General features: G+C 68.8%; 18 protein-coding genes and 1 pseudogene. 9 read left to right on the plus strand and 10 right to left on the minus strand.

Going from position 1 to position 16,939, the window contains the following annotated elements; all coding sequences use genetic code 11:
- Window positions 1–527 precede the first annotated feature (527 nt).
- Window positions 528–1,088 carry a hypothetical protein gene (locus tag ACFYRX_RS17635; protein ID WP_389100852.1) on the plus strand — a complete coding sequence of 187 codons (561 nt, stop codon included), beginning with the start codon at window positions 528–530 and terminating at the stop codon, window positions 1,086–1,088.
- Window positions 1,089–1,592: 504 nt separating this feature from the next.
- Here ACFYRX_RS17635 and ACFYRX_RS17640 read toward each other — a convergent pair.
- A complete protein-coding gene (locus tag ACFYRX_RS17640; RefSeq protein ID WP_389100457.1) occupies window positions 1,593–2,189 on the minus strand; it encodes an NADPH-dependent FMN reductase in 597 nt (198 codons plus the stop codon).
- Between the two features lie 112 nt (window positions 2,190–2,301).
- On the opposite strand from ACFYRX_RS17640, the gene ACFYRX_RS17645 reads away from it, so the two are divergent.
- Window positions 2,302–3,141 (plus strand): helix-turn-helix domain-containing protein, encoded by an 840-nt coding sequence (locus tag ACFYRX_RS17645; protein WP_389100459.1) that lies wholly within the window; start codon window positions 2,302–2,304, stop codon window positions 3,139–3,141.
- Window positions 3,142–3,534: 393 nt separating this feature from the next.
- Here ACFYRX_RS17645 and ACFYRX_RS17650 read toward each other — a convergent pair whose 3' ends face one another.
- Window positions 3,535–4,674, minus strand: coding sequence for a PucR family transcriptional regulator (locus ACFYRX_RS17650; protein WP_389100461.1), 1,140 nt, complete (start codon window positions 4,672–4,674; stop codon window positions 3,535–3,537).
- 86 nt (window positions 4,675–4,760) lie between these two features.
- Between ACFYRX_RS17650 and ACFYRX_RS17655 the strand changes: the two genes are divergently transcribed.
- Complete coding sequence (locus ACFYRX_RS17655) at window positions 4,761–5,816, plus strand: ferredoxin reductase (RefSeq protein ID WP_389100463.1); 1,056 nt, start codon at window positions 4,761–4,763, stop codon at window positions 5,814–5,816.
- A 7-nt stretch (window positions 5,817–5,823) separates the two neighbouring features.
- On the plus strand, window positions 5,824–6,942 hold the full coding sequence (locus ACFYRX_RS17660; protein ID WP_389100465.1) for a fatty acid desaturase family protein: 1,119 nt from the start codon (window positions 5,824–5,826) through the stop codon (window positions 6,940–6,942).
- A gap of 120 nt (window positions 6,943–7,062) precedes the next feature.
- On the opposite strand, the gene ACFYRX_RS17665 is transcribed toward ACFYRX_RS17660, so the two are convergent.
- On the minus strand, window positions 7,063–7,347 hold the full coding sequence (locus ACFYRX_RS17665) for a helix-turn-helix transcriptional regulator (protein WP_389100467.1): 285 nt from the start codon (window positions 7,345–7,347) through the stop codon (window positions 7,063–7,065).
- Between the two features lie 408 nt (window positions 7,348–7,755).
- Between ACFYRX_RS17665 and ACFYRX_RS17670 the strand changes: the two genes are divergently transcribed.
- The 3 genes from ACFYRX_RS17670 (at window position 7,756) to ACFYRX_RS17680 (ending at window position 10,424) form a co-directional block, all read left to right on the plus strand.
- Entirely contained in the window at window positions 7,756–8,787 is a 1,032-nt protein-coding gene (locus ACFYRX_RS17670) for a DUF4232 domain-containing protein (RefSeq protein WP_389100469.1), read from the plus strand.
- Window positions 8,784–9,350: a hypothetical protein gene (locus ACFYRX_RS17675; RefSeq protein ID WP_389100471.1), complete on the plus strand. Its 567-nt coding sequence runs from the start codon at window positions 8,784–8,786 to the stop codon at window positions 9,348–9,350. The genes ACFYRX_RS17670 and ACFYRX_RS17675 overlap by 4 nt, the downstream gene beginning before the upstream one ends.
- Before the next feature lie 93 nt (window positions 9,351–9,443).
- Window positions 9,444–10,424: a threonine/serine dehydratase gene (locus tag ACFYRX_RS17680; RefSeq protein WP_389100473.1), complete on the plus strand. Its 981-nt coding sequence runs from the start codon at window positions 9,444–9,446 to the stop codon at window positions 10,422–10,424.
- Between the two features lie 60 nt (window positions 10,425–10,484).
- Here ACFYRX_RS17680 and ACFYRX_RS17685 read toward each other — a convergent pair whose 3' ends face one another.
- The gene (locus ACFYRX_RS17685; RefSeq protein WP_389100475.1) at window positions 10,485–10,958 is read right to left on the minus strand and encodes a GNAT family N-acetyltransferase; all 474 of its coding nucleotides are present in this window, start codon (window positions 10,956–10,958) and stop codon (window positions 10,485–10,487) included.
- A 219-nt stretch (window positions 10,959–11,177) separates the two neighbouring features.
- On the opposite strand from ACFYRX_RS17685, the pseudogene ACFYRX_RS17690 reads away from it, so the two are divergent.
- Window positions 11,178–11,300: pseudogene (locus tag ACFYRX_RS17690) on the plus strand (IS5/IS1182 family transposase); the annotation flags it as partial.
- Here ACFYRX_RS17690 and ACFYRX_RS17695 read toward each other — a convergent pair.
- Window positions 11,272–11,805 (minus strand): hypothetical protein, encoded by a 534-nt coding sequence (locus tag ACFYRX_RS17695; protein WP_389100477.1) that lies wholly within the window; start codon window positions 11,803–11,805, stop codon window positions 11,272–11,274. The pseudogene ACFYRX_RS17690 and the gene ACFYRX_RS17695 overlap by 29 nt on opposite strands.
- 357 nt (window positions 11,806–12,162) lie before the next feature.
- Between ACFYRX_RS17695 and ACFYRX_RS17700 the strand changes: the two genes are divergently transcribed.
- On the plus strand, window positions 12,163–12,981 hold the full coding sequence (locus ACFYRX_RS17700; protein ID WP_389100479.1) for an SAM-dependent methyltransferase: 819 nt from the start codon (window positions 12,163–12,165) through the stop codon (window positions 12,979–12,981).
- A gap of 136 nt (window positions 12,982–13,117) precedes the next feature.
- Here the strand turns inward: ACFYRX_RS17700 and ACFYRX_RS17705 are convergent, their stop codons facing one another.
- The 5 genes from ACFYRX_RS17705 to ACFYRX_RS17725 form a co-directional block, all read right to left on the minus strand.
- Entirely contained in the window at window positions 13,118–13,810 is a 693-nt protein-coding gene (locus ACFYRX_RS17705) for a hypothetical protein (protein ID WP_389100481.1), read from the minus strand.
- A complete protein-coding gene (locus ACFYRX_RS17710; RefSeq protein WP_389100483.1) occupies window positions 13,807–14,355 on the minus strand; it encodes a SigE family RNA polymerase sigma factor in 549 nt (182 codons plus the stop codon). The genes ACFYRX_RS17705 and ACFYRX_RS17710 overlap by 4 nt, the downstream gene beginning before the upstream one ends.
- 341 nt (window positions 14,356–14,696) lie before the next feature.
- Complete coding sequence (locus tag ACFYRX_RS17715) at window positions 14,697–15,431, minus strand: SDR family NAD(P)-dependent oxidoreductase (protein ID WP_389100485.1); 735 nt, start codon at window positions 15,429–15,431, stop codon at window positions 14,697–14,699.
- A 67-nt stretch (window positions 15,432–15,498) separates the two neighbouring features.
- Window positions 15,499–15,627 (minus strand): hypothetical protein, encoded by a 129-nt coding sequence (locus ACFYRX_RS17720; protein ID WP_389100487.1) that lies wholly within the window; start codon window positions 15,625–15,627, stop codon window positions 15,499–15,501.
- 31 nt (window positions 15,628–15,658) lie between these two features.
- Window positions 15,659–16,678, minus strand: coding sequence for a LacI family DNA-binding transcriptional regulator (locus ACFYRX_RS17725; protein WP_389100489.1), 1,020 nt, complete (start codon window positions 16,676–16,678; stop codon window positions 15,659–15,661).
- Between the last annotated feature and the right edge of the window lie 261 nt (window positions 16,679–16,939).

A 16,939-nucleotide genomic window follows, 5' to 3' on the forward strand; every position in this document is an offset into this window, starting at 1 on the left:
GCTCGCGGTCGCCGCCACGCCGCCCTCAACGGCGACTGCCTGTACCGGTGGAACGGCAACGGCGGTTGGGGGCTTCGGCACCGCCCACGTCGGCCGCACCAGCGGTCTGTGAAGCGCGTCGGCGGTGCGACTCGCCGTGGTCGGGGTCGTAGCCGAGGTCTCCCCCGCTGTGGTCGGTCCCCGCCCCTGTGTCGAGGGTGGTCGGGGCCTGGTCCGTGCCGACCACGGCAGTCGGGAGTGTCTGTGTCGCGTGTCGGCAGTCCGGCCTGCGCCCGGACATCATGGCGTTGAGGCCCGGGTGTCAACCGTGCCGCCCGAGTGGGAGGTTGAGGGGGCAGAGGCGCCGTATGACGGACATGCCATGCAAGATGAACTCGTAGCGGCTCCCGTGTCCGTCCTGAAGGTTCGCCGGCGTTCGAGGATCTGGGCCTCGACCGCCAGGTGCAGTGCGCTGACACGGTCTCAGCCACCGTGACATGGTGGAATGATCGGCTCAGCAGGCGAAGGGGGCTTCCGTGGAAGCACAGATGTGGGACGCGCTGGTCGGCGTGATGAAGGACGCTTACACCGCCGGGGTGGGTGAGGGCACGGTCCCGCGCCCGCTCATCATGCCGCTGGTGCGCGGCGAACTGGTCGGGATGATCTGGGCCCGCCCGACCAAGTCCGGCCACGACGCGCTCACCGGGATCGCGGAACTCGCGAACATCGCCGCAGCGGCCGGTGCGGACGAGGTCGTCCTGGCCTGGGAGACCCACGACGTCGCCACCGCCTGCGAGTTGCCCGTCATCGGCCCGGCGCCGTGTCTGAACATGGTGCTCGCCACGCACGACGGCCATGTCCTGCACCGGTTCCCCTACACCGAGCAACTCCAGGCGCGCAGTCCTGAGGACTGGGCATCGGCAGCCCCCGACTGGGGCCCGGTCCCCGCGCCACAGCCCGGCGGTGAACTGGTGCCACCGATCCGCGCTGCGGTGGACTTCTCCTTCACCCCGCTCGAGCTGGACCATCCCTCCCCGTTCGGCGTCACCGTCGTGCTGATGGAAGAGGACGGATACCGGGTACGCCTGACCGAAGCGTTCGCCTTCTGACCCGGTATGACATCCCGAGACATACAAGGCCCTCGCTCACCTCATCAGCCTGGAAGCAGTGGCGAGCCGACCTCGGGCGTCGCGGATGTTCGTGCTCGCGGGCGGAATCAACGTTCAGTAGGTGTCGAAGGCGCCGCTGCCTCGGCGACCGACGATTCTCGATGGGCTGCGCCGGTCGGACGCACTGGCCATGTCCTCCTCCTCCGGCGCACTGTTCCGTCCGCGCCACTCGCGCAGGGGTCGCCGCTCACCCCGTGAGAGGTTGCTGCATCAGTTGATGAGCGGGTCGCACCGCCCGTAGGTGGCGAGTCCCCCGAGCCCACGTCATCATCACCGGCATCCGGTGGGACATGCCCCCACACGGTGGGCTGTCCACGGTCTGCGGGCCCCTTCCCCGCCGGCGTCTGCGAGCCGGCCGCCGAGGAGTTCACCTCCACGTGCCCGCCGACCTGCCGAAAGCCCGGTACATGGCACCCCGGCAGGCATGTTGCATCGTCGCCGCACTCAGGCCGGGTAAGGGGCAGCCTCGCGTGCCGACTTGAGCGCACCCGCCCACCAGGCCAGCTGGTTCAGCAGTGACTTGGCGTACCCGGGGGCCTCGGGGTCGAGCGGACGGCCGTCCTGCCACGCCGTGAAGTAGTTGGGAAAGGCGAGACCGTCGCGGATCGTGACCGCATGCAGTTCGGTCAGCACGTTCTCCAGGTGCAGGACAGCGTGGCGGCCGCCCGCCGCGCCCCCGTAGCTGACGAAGGCGGCAGGCTTGGCCGTCCACTGGGTGAAGTGCCAGTCGATGGCCGCTTTCAAGGAGGCGGGGTAGCTGTGGTTGTACTCGGGTGTGATCACGACGAACGCGTCCGCGCTTTCCAGCGCGGCGGTCAGGTGCCGCATCCCGGCCGGGCGAGGGTAGTCGTCGCCGGCGTACTTCGGCGATGCCGCGGGCAGGGACAGCGGGATCTCGACGTCGGCCAGATCAACGACATCGACGTCGAAACCGCCGTGCGAGTCGGCTTGTTCAGCCAGCCAGGACGCCACCACCGGACCGAACCGCCCTTCCCGGACGCTCGCCACGATGACCACCAGCTTGAGTGTGTTGTTCTCCATGTCCACCACCATCTGGCCGCCCCTCGGCCACAGCCAGGCCGAGCTCAGGCTGGCCCCAGCAGGGCCCCCTTGAGCTCCCCGCGACCGGTCCGGCCGGCCCTATCCTCAGGACATGGGTACGCCGCTGGGGGACTTCATCCGGAGCAAGCGCGACAGTGTCCAGCCGGAGACACTCGGCCTGCCGGACCGGGGCCGCCGCCGTTCACCGGGGCTACGCCGCACGGATCTCGCGGTGCGCGCCGGCATCAGTGTCGAATACCTCACCCGGATCGAGCAGGGCCGTGACCGCAATCCCTCGGTGGCGGTGGTGAACGCTCTCGCCGACGCCCTCAGCCTCTCCCCCACCGAGCGCACCCACCTGCGCTACCTGACGAAGATCACCGGCGGGGAATGCACCGCGCACACCCGGCCGTCACCCCCGCCCCGGCAAGTGCGAGACGCCGTTCAGCGGACACTCCACCTCCTCGAACCAGGCATTGCCGTGCTGACCAACCGGCTGGGTGACATCCTCGCCCACACCTCCGCGTACCAGTCGGTGACGAACGGCAGCGGACTGCTCGACACAGAAACCCCGAACCTCACCCGCTACGTCTTCGCCGACCCCCGCGCCCGTACCTTCTTCGCCGACTGGGACGACGTCGCCGACGAGCAGGCATTCGACCTGTGGCTCGCCCCCTCCGTGGAGGACTCCGAGTGGTTCACCACAGAACTCGCACGCCTTGCCGGGCCCGACCTGACCCGGCGCCTGAACCGGCACGTCGTTCCGCAACGCGGAGTCCTCCGACTCAGCCATCCAGCCGGACACGGACTCCGGCTGATCCGGGAGACACTTGAACTCCCCACTGATGCACAGCAGTTGACTGTCTTTTTCCCCGCGGACGGCGAGACCGCCGAGGCTGTCGAGCAACTCCGCAGCAGGTGCCGGCACAGCACGCTGCGGGCCATCTCCTGACGTGTGCCGGGCAAGCTGCTCGCACCGCACGCGCTGTCACTCTGGGAAAACGCTGGTTGACGCTGTGGGCGGGGTGGACGCCCTTCTGCACTCTCCCGCATCTTCCACGGCAAAGGGGCCGACAACTGGGGCCGTACGGCCATCAAGACCCGCACCAGAAAGAACGTCGCCCGGGCGGTGCTGACTCCCGCAGCCCGCAGCCACATCTGCGACGAAGCCCGCCCGCTGCCGACGCCGTATGCCCACCCACTGCCGCACGAGCAGCACAGCACCGTCGACGGCACCGGCCTCACCCGTGGAGAGCGCATGAGTCGGCGGATCGCACCGAGGACGAGGCAGGATTTTGGGACCGCTCGCGGACACGGTCACGGTCGCGCCCGGTCGACGAAAACGTCAGCTGACCCCGAGACCGACCGCCAGTGTCAGCTCAAGGACCCGGTGCGGCGACCCGAGATCCGGAAACAGCTCCCGCAGCTGCGACATCCGGTACCGGACGGTCTGGGGATGGACGAACAACGCCGCCGCCACCTCGTCCCGTCTGCCCTGGTGCAGCAGCCACGCCCGCAGCGTCTCCTCCAGCCGCCTCGCGGTCGCGGCAGGCAAGGTGCGCAACGGTGCGAGGGCCCGGGCGCGCAGGTCCGCGAACGCGTCCACGTCGGCGCTCAGCACCAGTTCGGGCAGGTGGTCCTCGGTGTCGCGAATATCGGAGGAGAGGGAGCGCGCGCGTACGGCTCGTGCGTACGAGGCGTACGCACGTGTCCATGGCCGGGCCGGGCCGACCACGGCGGTGCGGTCGGTCAGCTGCCTCAAGAGATGTGGTCGGTCGGCATCGGGGACGAGGAGGACGCCGGAGGCGTCCGGCAGATCGTCGAGGACGAGGGTGCTCGGGTCGAGCGTGCGGTAGGCGGGCCGGGCCTGGTCGGCGGGCAGCAGGACCGCGGTCAGTGAAACCGGAGGCTGCCACCCCGCCCGTTGAGCGGAGGCCAGCAGCACGTCCGGGCTCGCCTCGGTGAGGAGGGCGCGGGCCAGTTGTTCCAGGTGGCGCTCATGAGCACGGCCCCGGGCGGCCAGTTCGTCGGCGTGGCCCGCGGCGCTCGCGGCGGAGAGCTCGTCGATGTAGGCGAAGGTCAGCTCGGCGAACTTGGCGACCTCGGCGGCGGGCAGACCTGCGGGTACGGCACCTGCGGCCAGGCATCGCCAGGCCACGCGGGCACCGACCCGGTAGGCGCTGAGCAAGGCGTCCATCGAACGGCCGTCGCGCACCTCGCCACGGCCCAGCTCGTAAGCGGCGTCACCGGCGTCGGCGCCCGTGGCGTTCCCGCTCGCGAGGTCCAGGTAGTGTCCCAGCGCGGTGCGGACGGCTCGGCGGATGGTGGCGCCCATGCGGCCCGAGAGGGCGTGGGCGTAGGGAGGGACCTCGTCGATGATCGCCTGGACGATCTCGTCGGCGGTGGTCCTCAGAGCGGCCCGAAGTACGGTGACCGTCGTCTCATCCAGGGCCAGTTCGGTGGCCTTGCGGATTGCATGGCTCATGTTTTGTTCCCTGCGAACAATTCAGTCGACCAGATTTACGTCCTACGGACAGGACTTTACGCCCTGGGGCGCATCAAGCTGGAGTCATGACGAGTACAGCCCTCCGCAGCAGGGCGTGGAAACTGCTGGAGATGGTCACGACGCCGCTGCTGCCGTCGGACTACCTCGACCTGGTCAGCCCGCTGCGTGCGGGCGCCGACCTGCGTGGGCGCATCGAGGCCGTGCACCCCGAGACGGGTGACGCCGCGACCATCGTGATCAGGCCGGGACGGGGCTGGCGCGGCCACAGAGCCGGTCAGTACGTGCGGATCGGGGTCGATGTCGACGGGGTGCGCCTGTGGCGTGCCTACTCGGTCACCTCTCCGACGGACCGCCAGGACGGCCGCGTCACGATCACCGTGAAGGCGATCCCGGACGGCAAGGTCAGCAACCACCTGGTCCGCAGGGCGAAGCCGGGCACGCTGATCCAGCTCGACCAGGCGACCGGTGAGTTCGTGCTGCCGGAGGCCAAGCCCGCCAAGGTGCTCTACCTGACGGCCGGCAGCGGCATCACGCCGGTGATGGGCATGCTGCGCGACACCGAGTTCGACGACGTGGTCATGGTCCACTCCGCGCCACGGCCGCAGGACGTGATCTTCCGCAACGATCTCCACACCCTGGTCGCGGACAAGAAGCTGCGTCTCACCGAGCTGCACACCGACACGGACGGCACGCTCGACATCGCCCGTCTCGGCGAACTCGTGCCCGACTGGGCCGAGCGCGAGACCTGGGCCTGCGGGCCCTCGGGCCTGCTCGACGCCGCCGAAAAGCACTGGAGCGAGCACGGCGTCCCGGAGCGCCTGCACACCGAACGCTTCCGTCCCAGCGTCGTCGTCGCCGGCGACGGTGGCGAGGTCACGTTCAGCACCACCGGCAAGACCGTCGACGCGGACGGCGCCACGCCGCTGCTGGACGTCGGCGAGGAAGCCGGCGTGCTCATGCCGTCCGGGTGCCGCATGGGCATCTGCTTCGGCTGCGTCACACCGCTCAAGGCGGGCGCCGTCCGTGACCTGCGCACCGGTGAGATCACCGAGGCCGAGCCGGGCGTCCTCATCCAGACCTGCGTGTCCGCCGCGGCGGGCCCCTGCGACATCGAACGGTAGGAGCACCTTGACCGCCATCGACCCCACCGCCCATCTGACCGCGGAGCAGATCGAGGAGCTCGGCCGCGAGCTGGACGCGATCCGCGACGAGGTGATCGCCGGCCGCGGTGAGAAGGACGCCGCCTACATCCGCAAGGTCATCTCGGCGCAGCGCAAGCTCGAGCTGGCCAGCAGGGGCGTGCTGCTGTTCTCGCTCTTCCCGCCCGCATGGCTGATCGGCACCGCCGGTCTGTCCGTGGCGAAGATCATGGACAACATGGAGATCGGCCACAACATCCTGCACGGCCAGTGGGACTGGATGCGGGACCCGAAGATCCACTCCACCACCTGGGACTGGGACCACGTCTCGCCGGCCGACCAGTGGAAGCACTCGCACAACGAGCTGCACCACACGTACACCAACGTGATCGGCAAGGACAACGACCTCGGCTACGGCATCATGCGCGTTGACGAGGACCAGAAGTGGCACCCGTTCCACCTCGGCCAGCCGCTGTGGAACTTCATCAACGCCTGTTTCTTCGAGTACGGCATCGCCGCGTACGACCTGGAGCTCGGCAAGAACCTGAACAAGCGCCGCCGCAAGAACCCGGAGTTCCGCGCGCAGGCCAGGGCCGTGGGCCGCAAGATCCGCAAGCAGGTGCTCAAGGACTACGTGATCCACCCGCTGCTGTCGGGCCCGTCGTTCCTCACCACGCTCGCCGCCACGTTCACCGCGAACCTGGTCCGCAACGTCTGGACCCACTCGGTGATCATGTGCGGGCACTTCCCCGAGGGCGTGCAGGTCTTCGAGCGCCGGTCGATCAAGGGCGAGACGCGCGGCCAGTGGTACCTGCGCCAGATGATGGGCTCGGCGAACATCAGCGGCAGCAAGGCCATGCACTTCATGACCGGCAATCTGTCGCACCAGATCGAGCACCACCTGTTCCCGGACCTGCCGAGCAACCGGTACGCCGAGGTCGCGGTGAAGGTGCGCGCACTGTTCGAGAAGTACGAGCTGGAGTACGTCACCGGGCCGCTGCCCAAGCAGGTGTTCTCCGCATGGCACAAGGTCTTCCGGCTCTCCCTGCCGAACAAGAAGCCCAAGGTCAGCACGCCTGAGCGCGAACGGGAACTCGTCGCGGCCTGATTCCCGACAGCGGTTCGGATCATTCGGCCGTACCGGGGGCACCGCCGGTGTCGGTGAGTTCCGTCGGAAGGGCCCGGGTCGCCCCCCCCCGCTGGTGAACGGGCCCTCCGACGGAGGTGCTCACACCCTCCATGGGCGCGTCCGGACACCGCGTGGACGACCCGACGAGGTATCGGCGACGGCCTGACGACGGTATGTGCCCGCCGCCAGGCCGAAGTCCCGCCTGAACGCCTTGGCGAAGGCGAACTCCGAGGTGTACCCGACCTGTTGGGCCACACCGGCGAGTGACCTGCCGTCCGCACGGAGGAGACGAGCGGCCGTGGTCATGCGCCAGTGGGCCAGGTAGGTGAGCGGGGGTCCGCTGACGGCTTCGGTGAAGCGGCTGGCGAACGTCGCCCGGGACACCCCCCCCCTCGGCAGCCGAAGAGGCCGGGTCCGGGCAGTTGCCCTGATCCTCCAGCCAGGCTCGCAGGATCAGGACCAGCACGGCGTCACCAGCGATGGGCTCACCGCGCCGGAACCGGGCGGCCCGGCGTCGATCTCCTCGCGGAGCAGCGTGATCGCCGTCTGCGGGGTGCGGTGCCTGCCTGGGCTCGGCGTTCGCGCATGGATGAGGCCGGGATGCCGCTGTGTACGGCCTCGGGCCCGCGCCGTCGGCCCAACCGCCCTGGTCGCGCCGGCCGGTAACGGCACTGGCCCGGAGGAAGGAGCGCGTGCGCAGGCGCTGTTCCAGAGTGATCTGTGACACCGCTGTGACCGGAGGTGTGGGCTCCACCACAGCCCATGAAGGCGTCCCCCTGGTGGGGTGGGCGGATGCCGACCGTCTCCCGCACAGCCCCCGCCGTTCTCGCCGCTGGACTGCTGCTCACCGCCTGCGGTTCCCAGAGCGTCTCGCCGGGCGGGGGTACCGATGGCGGCGGCTCGGTCCTGGCCGAGACACTGTGCCCGTCGGACTTCTCCCGGTACGGCAGCCCGCCGTCCTCAGAACCTTCCGTTCGCCCCTCCGGCACACCGACGGCACTGCCCCTGCCCTCCGTCGGAGGTACCGCCGCGGACGAGGACGCCGTCAAGATCACCACGTTGTACGCCTGGGGCCGGCGGAGCGGCTGCGCGGGAGTCGCCTACAGCGCGGACTTCGAGCTGACCAACCAGCAGACGGAGAGCGCCACGTACACGCTGACCTTCGGGTTCCTCTCAGCGACCGGAGGCTCGGTTGACAACGTGAAACGGACCGTCGAGGCAGTCGGACCCGGGCGGACCGTCAAGGGCACCGTCGTCATGGGAGAGCCGGTCGGGAACGCACCCGAGGTGACGGGAGTGGAGGTGATCAAGATTCGTAGTGTCCCGGAAGCCGAGGCGTCGTCCGCCTCGGGGACCTGCCCGAAGTCGGGCATGCGTCTCTACGCCGACGAGGGCGACGCGGCCATGGGGCTGCGCGTCGTCGGCTTGCACCTGGTCAACTGCGGTGCTCGGCCTGTTCGGCTCAACGGCTACCCGAAGCTCACGATCCAGGACGAGGACCATCACACCGTGGACGGCATACGGATCCTGCAAGGGACCGGCCAGATCAGTACCGGCATCGGTGGGGACAGCGGACCGCAACCGGTGGTCCTGCGTCCGGGTGAGGCCGCGGTGTCCGAACTGGCCTGGCGGAACACCACCCAGGCGGGCGAACCGGTGAACGCGCCGTACGCCCGCGTATGGGCCACACCCGCAGCCGACCCCGTGATGGTGGTGCCGGAACTCGACCTGGGGACGACCGGAAAGCTCGGCGTCGGTCCGTGGCGGAAGGACGCGACGTACCGCGAGCCCGCCCCCGCCACCACTGCCGCCCCGCGACCGTGATCGCGCTGCTCATCCTGATCGCGTGCGCACTCGCCGTGTACCTGCTCGCGCACCCGCGTACGCCATCCGGGATCAAGGTCGTCCTTCTCACGGCACCACCGGTGGCCGGAGTCGTCTGGCTTCTGGAAGAGGTGTTCGAGCGGACGTTCACCGCCGTGGCCGTGACCGCGGTCTTCGTGATCGTGCTCATCGCGCTGATCGGGCTCCTCGCCCACCCTCGCCTGCCGATCTGGACGAAGATGATCGTGTTCGGCACGGTTCCGGTGGCGGCGCTGGCCTGGCTGCTGGTGGTCACGGCGGACGACACCATCAAGGATCCCGGCGAGGACCCGTGCTCCATGTACTACGGAGGCGTCGGCGTCTCGAAAGCGTTCCCTCCACAGGCGTACTGCCGCTATGAGGACGGCAGCACCCACGACCTCGCGACCGGCACCCAGTTCGTGTTCTGGGTCTGCTTCGCCACCAGCTTGGCGCTGCTGTCGACGGGCCTGTGGCACGCCGTACGGAACCCGGGAACGCTCATGCGGCAGTTCCGAGCCGGGGTGAGTCCGCCCGCCCGATGAGGTCGCGCCGGCCGGAGCCCAGTGGTCGAACGCCCCGAGCCGAAACGACTATTGCCCGTGAGGCACCGCCCTACGGCGCTACCCTGCTGTGTCGTGCAGGAGACACGCCTCGATACTGCTCGGATCCGGTCGGCTCGCCAGGTGATCGACCCGATCTTTCTCGACTCTCCGCTGTACCGCTGCGAGGCGCTGGAGCCCGACCTCGGGTGCAGGGTGAGCATCAAACTCGAGACGGCGAACCCGGTCCGCAGCTTCAAGGCCCGCGGCACCGAGGTCGTCGCGAGCCTGCTCGCCGGCAACGGCTCGCGAGCCGCGGTGTGCGCCAGCGCGGGCAACCTTGGCCAAGCCCTCGCCTGGTCCGGTCGCGGCCGCGGGATCGACGTGACCGTCGTGGCATCGCGCTTCGCGACTGCGGCCAAGCTTGACCGCATCCGTGCGCTGGGTGCCAGGCTGGAACTGGTGGACGGCGACCACGAGACGGCTCGAGAGCGGGCTGCGGCCATCGCGCGGTACGACGGCATCCGGCTGGTCGAGGACAGCCTGGACATCGAGACCTGCGAGGGCGCGGCGACCATCGGCCTGGAGCTCATGGACACCGAGCCGTCGTTCGACGCAGTTCTGATCGCTCTCGGCGGCGGGGCGCTGGCCACCGGTGTTGGTCATGTGGTGAAGGCCATGGCACCCGAAACCCAGGTGATCTGCGTCCAGCCGCTGGGCGCACCGGCGATGACACGCTCATGGCGCGAGCGGCGCGTCGTCACCACCGACTCGACCGACACCATCGCCGACGGTGTTGCCGGGCGGTACCCCATCCCGGCGGTCCTGGACGACCTCCTCCTGGTCGCTGACGACGCTGTCCTGGTTCAGGAGGCATCGATCATCGCCGGTATGCGGATGCTTCTCGAACACGCCGGCCTGGTCGTCGAACCATCGGCCGCACTCGGCATCGCGGCGATCCTCGAAGACCGTGACCGCTTCGCCGGCCGACACGTGGTCACCATCGTGTGCGGCAGCAACGTCGACATGGACACCTATCGCCGCTGGGTCGGTACGGCTCCCACCCACAGGTCCTGACAATCGCTCACTCCTCTCCGGTCTCTCCGGTCTCTCCGGGATCGAGTGACGCCGGGCTGGTCACGGCTGTGCGATGGTGAGCGGCAGATCTCGGTGGAAGACGGCCATGGTCCGGCCAGGGCCGTTGTAGTCGTCGACGATCTTCATGTCGAAGCCGAGGCTGCGGTGGAAGTCGATCGAGCCGGTGTTCTCGACCGACGTGATCGCCTTCAGCCGCCGTGCACCATGACGTTCCGCCGCCTCGGCAAATGCCGCGTACAGACGACGCCCGAGACCAATGCCACGAGCGTCGTCCCGTGTGGCGATCAGGTGCACGTACCCGGTTCCGTCTGGGGTGACGAACCCGAAGACGTACCCACGGATTCCGTCCTCGGCCCGGGCAATCAAGCAAGTGGAACCGAACTCCTGCACCAGTGCGAGAAGGTGCAGTGACCGAAGATCGCGTTCCCCCCAGTAACGGGAGTGATCAGTCACAACCTGGTGGAAGTCGGCCACCCCAGCCGGTGCGATGTGTATGTCCATGACGGCGATCATGGCAGGCACCTCGGACGTACCAGGCGAAGGTCCGCAGGAATTGGGCGAGTTGCGGCGACCGCTCGCTCTTCTGCTCAGGAACTCCAGACCCGGCTACGTCAGTTTTCGGTTCCACGGAGAGGAACAGTGTCGATGCGGGACATGCCTGAGGCTGGACTCCAGCGCGACAAGAGGCGTTCGTTCAGTCCGCGGAGGCGTTCGGCTGCCAGACCGTCGGAGACGGTGTCCCGGCACGTCGACTGCCGCCGCCTGCACCGCCGCTATGAGCGCGAGGCCGAGCAGTTCCTCGCCTTCGTCGGCATGGCCGCATCCCTCATTGGTTGCCGTCGCCTTGCGCGGTGACGTCACTACGAGGTGGTGGAGTGGTTCCGGTCCCGGCTGTGCCGCGTCGCAGCAGGGTGATGACCCGACGCAGCCGTCCCCCGCGCGGCTCGTCGTTCCTCTCGATCAAGATCCGCCGCGCTGTCTGCAGCGGGTCACGCGTGGGCTGACCTGCGTGGTGGCGGCGCCAGTAGCGGGCCACCCTCCGCTCCAGATCGCCCAGGTCCACGCTGCCCGTCCTGGCCAGCACGACCGATCCGTCCGGGCCTTCGGGAGAAGTCAGCGCCCACACGCCACCGTCCGGTGAGTACGCCGCCGTGTACTCACCCTCATCGACGTCAATCGCCTCAATCCAGTTCGTAGCGTGGACGAAGGATTCGAAGACCAGCAGGTCCTCGTCGCGATCAAAAACAAGCACGGTGTCGGGAGAAGGTTCCATACGGATCACTGTGGCAGCCCCGTTCGTCATGCCGCGACCAAAATTGACGACGCCCAAGAAGGGCGGGGCGCCGGAGGTGCGGTTCACCGGTGAGGATGGACGCGAGTGCTTGTTCCGGTTCGAGGAGTTGCCGCGCCGGCGAGTGCGGGGGCGTAGGCCTTCGGATGAAGACATCTGTGATCCAGCCGTACCCGAACCCGTCGCGCGCCGCGTCTGCCACCATCGAGTCCCGGGCCAACTGCTCGCGCCGGCCCGACAGATGGCCTGTCATCCACTTCTGTCGCACCATGTGGGAGTTACGCCTCCTCCGGGTCGGCCAGAAGGGAGATCACGGAACAGCTGCGCGCCATAGTGTCCGTAGCGAACCAGGCGGCCTGCACATGCGTCGGCCCCGGCATCTCAAAACCGTGGTCAACAGGCGACGTTGCAGGGAAAATGGACGTCATGACGTACGAAGGCTCCTCGATCGACCCGGCCAAGCCCAGCATTGCCCGCGTCTACGACTACCTGCTCGGCGGCAAGGACAACTACGCCGTGGACCGAGAGATCGGTGACGTGTTCAAACGGGACCTGCCCGGCTCGGTGGCCATCGCCTACGCCAACCGCGCAGCCCTGACCCGCGCGGTCGGGGAGATCGTGAAGACCACCGGTATCCGGCAGTTCATCGACCTGGGCAGCGGCCTGCCGACCGCCGACAACGTCCATCAGGTCGCCCAACGGCACGCCCCCGAGTCCAGGGTCGTATACGTGGACACCGATCCCCAAGTCCTGGTCCACGGAAGGGCGTTGCTGGAGAAGGACGACCGCACCCGGGTCGTCGGCGTCGATGTCCGCAACCCCGAAGCCATCCGCACCCATCCCGACGTTCTCGACATGATCGACTTCACTCGACCCGTCGCCGTCATTTTCAGCGCCATCCTCCACCACGTCAACGACGACGAGGACCCGGCCGGCATCGTCCGCTACTGGCGCGACTCGGTGCCCTCCGGAAGCCACTTCTTCATCAGCCACTTCCGCTCGGGCAACAACCCGGAGACACAGGAGGCGGAGAAGGTCCTCCAGCAGACGTTCGGTCGCGGCCGATGGCGTACGGACGCGGAACTCGCCTCCCTCCTCGACGGCTTGGAGATCCTCGACCCCGGCATCGTCCCCGCTCCCCTGTGGCGCCCTGACCAGAGCGCCACCCCCTGGAGCAGCAGTGGACAACTGCAACTCACGGTCTGGGAACACCTCATCGCCGCCACCCTCGCCCGCAAACCCTGACCGTCGACAGGGAAACGGCGTCTCGATCGCCCGCACCGGATGAGATCGGCTGTGAGCTGTCCGAGGGGGCCTGGGATTCCGGTTGGGGTCGACGACTTCTCACCGGTTCGTCAACGCCGTAGCAGCAGTCGACCACTCACCCGGGATCCAGCCTGTGGGCGAGGTCGTGAGCGGAATCGCTGGTGAGGTCCCCGAGGTAGGACCTGGCGATTTCGACTCGACCACCGGTGATCGAGCCTCTCACGTAGGGCGTGCCCCACAACTTGTTGTCGATGACGATGGCGAATTCATTGCGCGGGAGCGGGGCCGACGCGATGGAGCCGGTAAGGGCTGCGAAACGTGTCCGGTCCGTGGGGCTGAGGGTCATCTCGACCAGCCACGCGCCGCCGTCGGCGGGGTCTTGCTTGGCTTTCGCGGAGGTGACACGGACGTCGGTCATGCCCTTGGCCCGGTCGACTTGGACGCACACCGCCGGCACGTACACGGTCGCGTTCATGGTGTAGCCGTCGTCGGCATCGGTGCATGCCTGCTCCTTGGCCGAGGTGACCGGCAGGAGAGAGACCAGGGTCGCCTTCCCGGTGTCACCCCTGGCGGCGGGCCGAACCACGTGCGCGCTCGAGGTCGCGCCGTCCGCGACGGCCATCCAGGCGGTGGCGACCACGGCCGCGGTGACGACACCGACCCCCACGCGGGCCAGCCGCTGCCGCCGCCGGGCGACCCGCAACGCGCCGTCGGCCAGGCCGACCAGATGGGCACCGGCGTCATCGCCGCTGTCCAGGACATGGGCGTGCAAGGCATCGTGCAGCGGCTGTTCGATCGAGTCGTTCACGCGATGACGCCCCTTCCGGAGGCAGTGGAGGAAGAGGTCGTCGGCCCTGCCTCGGCCAGAGTGGCACGCAGAGAGACGAGGGCCTTGTGGGTCTGGCTGCGCACCGTCCCCTGGGCGACGCCCAGAATCGTGGCGATCTCGTTGTCCGGCCGGTCCTCGAAGTAACGCAGCACGATCACCGCACGCTGACGCTTGGGCAGCCGCCGTAGCGCGGCCATGATGTCCTGCCGCTGGACTACGCCCTCAGCCCAGTCGGCGCCCTGCCCGGCTGGCTGGTCCGGCAGCATGTCCGTGACCGTCTCCCGTCCCCAGCTGAGGAGTCGGAAGCGGTCCACCTGGGCGTGGTAGAGCGCCCGGCGCACATAGATCTCCGGCTGCTCCCGGTCACGCAGCTTCGACCAACGCCGAGCGGTGGAGGCAAGCGCGGTCTGGAGCAGGTCCCGGCCCTGCTCCCAGTCCCCGGTCAGCAGGTATGCCGTGTGCAGCAGCGATCTCGACCGCGCCGCCACGAACTCGCGGAACTGGCGTTCCTCGTCGGCGTTCAATATGCCCTCCCTCGTTCCCCTGTAGAGACGGGTGCAGCAGGAGGTTCGACTGCCCTGCCGATCAGACTTTTTCGCTCACGACGCCGCCAGGCTGGTACGACCCCCGTTCGTGGACGTCGCAATGATGCCCGCCGATGGCCGCGAACGCCGACGGAGGGTCCTGCGGTTTCGGCTTCTCCACAAGACCGGTGACGCGGAGAAGGCCGTCCCTGAAGTTTCCCTCCGTCACTGGCAGTCTCGCCCTGGCTGACCAGCAGTCGGGATCGGCCGGGACGGGCAACCGCGGGCAGGCGCGTGCAGTGCTCGCCGGGGCACAGACCTCAGCCGCGGGTCGAGCGTCCTCACCGCGCGGCGAGAGTGGTGCCCGTCTCCTCGGCCAGCGTCTGCAGGAGCCGGCCCTGGAACGCCTCATCGTGTACGGCGGGGTGCGGCTGCTGCCGTTGCTGGTGGTACCAGTAGCCGCCGGTGGCCAGAGCCCGGGGATCATCGCCGACGGCCAGCCACTGCTGGGTCCGGTGACCGAGCTCGAGGTCGTCCGGTGCGTCGGGCCCGCCCATCTTGGTGGGTACCCAGCCCGGATCCACGGCATTGCTCAGCACGTCGGGACACAGGCGGGCCGTCGCGGTGGCGAGGGTGGTGACGAACAGTTTGCTGTCCGCGTACGATCCGGGGCGCTCTCCTCGCCAGTCGGTGCCGTCCAGCGAGGGGCGGCCGTCGAAGTGCGAACCGCTGCTCAGGTAGATCAGGCGGCGGGGCCGGTGCAGCAGAGCCGTGAGGAGGTACGGGGCGATGACGTTGACCGGCATGACGGCCGCTCCGCTCCAGACTCCCGCGTTGTGGATGACCGCGTCGAAGGGCTCGGTGTCGTTCAGCTCCGCGGCGATGCGCTCGACGGCATCGCGGTCGGTGAAGTCGGCTACGACGACGCCGGCACCGTGAGCGACGAGTGGATCGAGGGCGGTGACACGCTCAGGGGTGCGGGCGTGCGCCACGACATCATGGCCGGCGGACAACAGCGCGGCGGCCGCGGCGTATCCGAGGCCGTCCGCGGAACCCGTGATCAGGATCCGGCTCATGATCGCGCTGCTTGCTGCACGGAGGGCTCCTTGCGCTGGTGCTCCGGACGGCGGGGGTGAAGGGCTGTCAGTTCGGTGCGGACTGCTGCGTGGGCGGGTGAGCGGCCCAGGAGGCGAGCCAGCGCAGGCCGTCTTCGGAGGGTGAGCCGGGTTCGCCGGTGCAGATGGTCAAGGAGTGCGCCTCTCGGGCGGACACGGGCAGGTCCTCGTCGGGTACCGCCGCAGGTTCAGGTCGATTCACGGACGACGAGGTGGCAGGGAACGGTGTGCAGGCCGGGTTCCGGCTCCGAGCCGATGGCGTCCAGCAGGCGCAGGGCGGCCTGTCGGCCGATCTCGGCGAGGTCCGTGTCGATCGTGGTGAGGGGTGGGCGGCAGGCCAGGGCCATGATGTCCCAGTTGTCGTAGCCCACGATCGCGACCTGTCCGGGGACGTCCAGCGCCTTCTCGCGCAGGGTGTCGGCGACCCCCCTCGCGATCTGGTCGTTGCCGCAGAAGAAGGCATCCGTGTCCGGCGCGGTGCGCAGGACCGCTTCGGCGGCGCGGCGCCCCCATGCCTCGCTCCACTCGCCGAAGTGGACCCGGCCGGTGGCGAGTTCGAGCGAGGAGCGTTCGAGCAGCTCGACGGTGTGGCGGGCGCGGTCGCGGGCGGCGGCGTGGTGGGCCGGGCCGGTGACGTGCGCGATCCGGGTGCGGCCGGTCGCCAGCAGATGCTCGATGGCCAGCTGTGCTCCGCTGCGGTCGTCGGAGACCACGGAGATGTCGTCCGGGTCCGTGGACGGTGACAGCGCGTAGACCGTCGGGATCGGCTCTATCCCCTTCAGGGGCGGCCGTGGGTCGGTGCGCCGGCCGGTGACGATGATGCCGTCCACGCGTCGGTCCATGAGGTTGCTCAGATGGTGCTGCTCGCGGATGGCGTCTCCGCGGGTGTCGCACAGCAGGACGGAGATCTTCCCGGCGCCGAGCGCGTCCTCGGCGCCGAGGAGGACGGGAGTGCTGAAGCGGCCGATCCCGTCGGTCGTCATCAGCCCGACGGTCCAGCTGCGGCCGGTGTGCAGGCTCTGCGCATGCTGGTTGGGGCGGAAGTCGAGCGCCTCGACGGCGGCCAGCACCCGCTGCCGGGTCTCGGGCCGCATCCTGCCGCTGCCGTTCAGTGCTTTCGAGGCCGTCCCGACACTGACACCGGCCATCTTGGCGACGTCGGCGAGCTTTGCCCGCCCGGTGGGGAGAGAACCGGGAACAGCGGTCACGCGCAACCCTTTTCCTAGATGGTGTCGGCGCGTCCATCGTGACATTGTTCGCCGCGACTGACCAGTCCCGTTGCAGGCACCGAAAATACTTGGGCGTACCTCTTGACTCAGGCGCCTCACCTTTCTACGTTTCCGGACAGAAAAACGTTTGCTCAAGCGGGTCCAAGAGGCGGAGCACCGCCTCGCTCGATTCCGGGACGCCGCTACCCGTGCCTGCGGTGGACCCACGTTCCGCTTCCCCACCTACCTCTCCGGAGAGCC

It is taken from the genome of Streptomyces sp. NPDC005374, from assembly GCF_042872225.1.
In the GTDB taxonomy this organism is placed as follows: Bacteria; Actinomycetota; Actinomycetes; order Streptomycetales; family Streptomycetaceae; genus Streptomyces.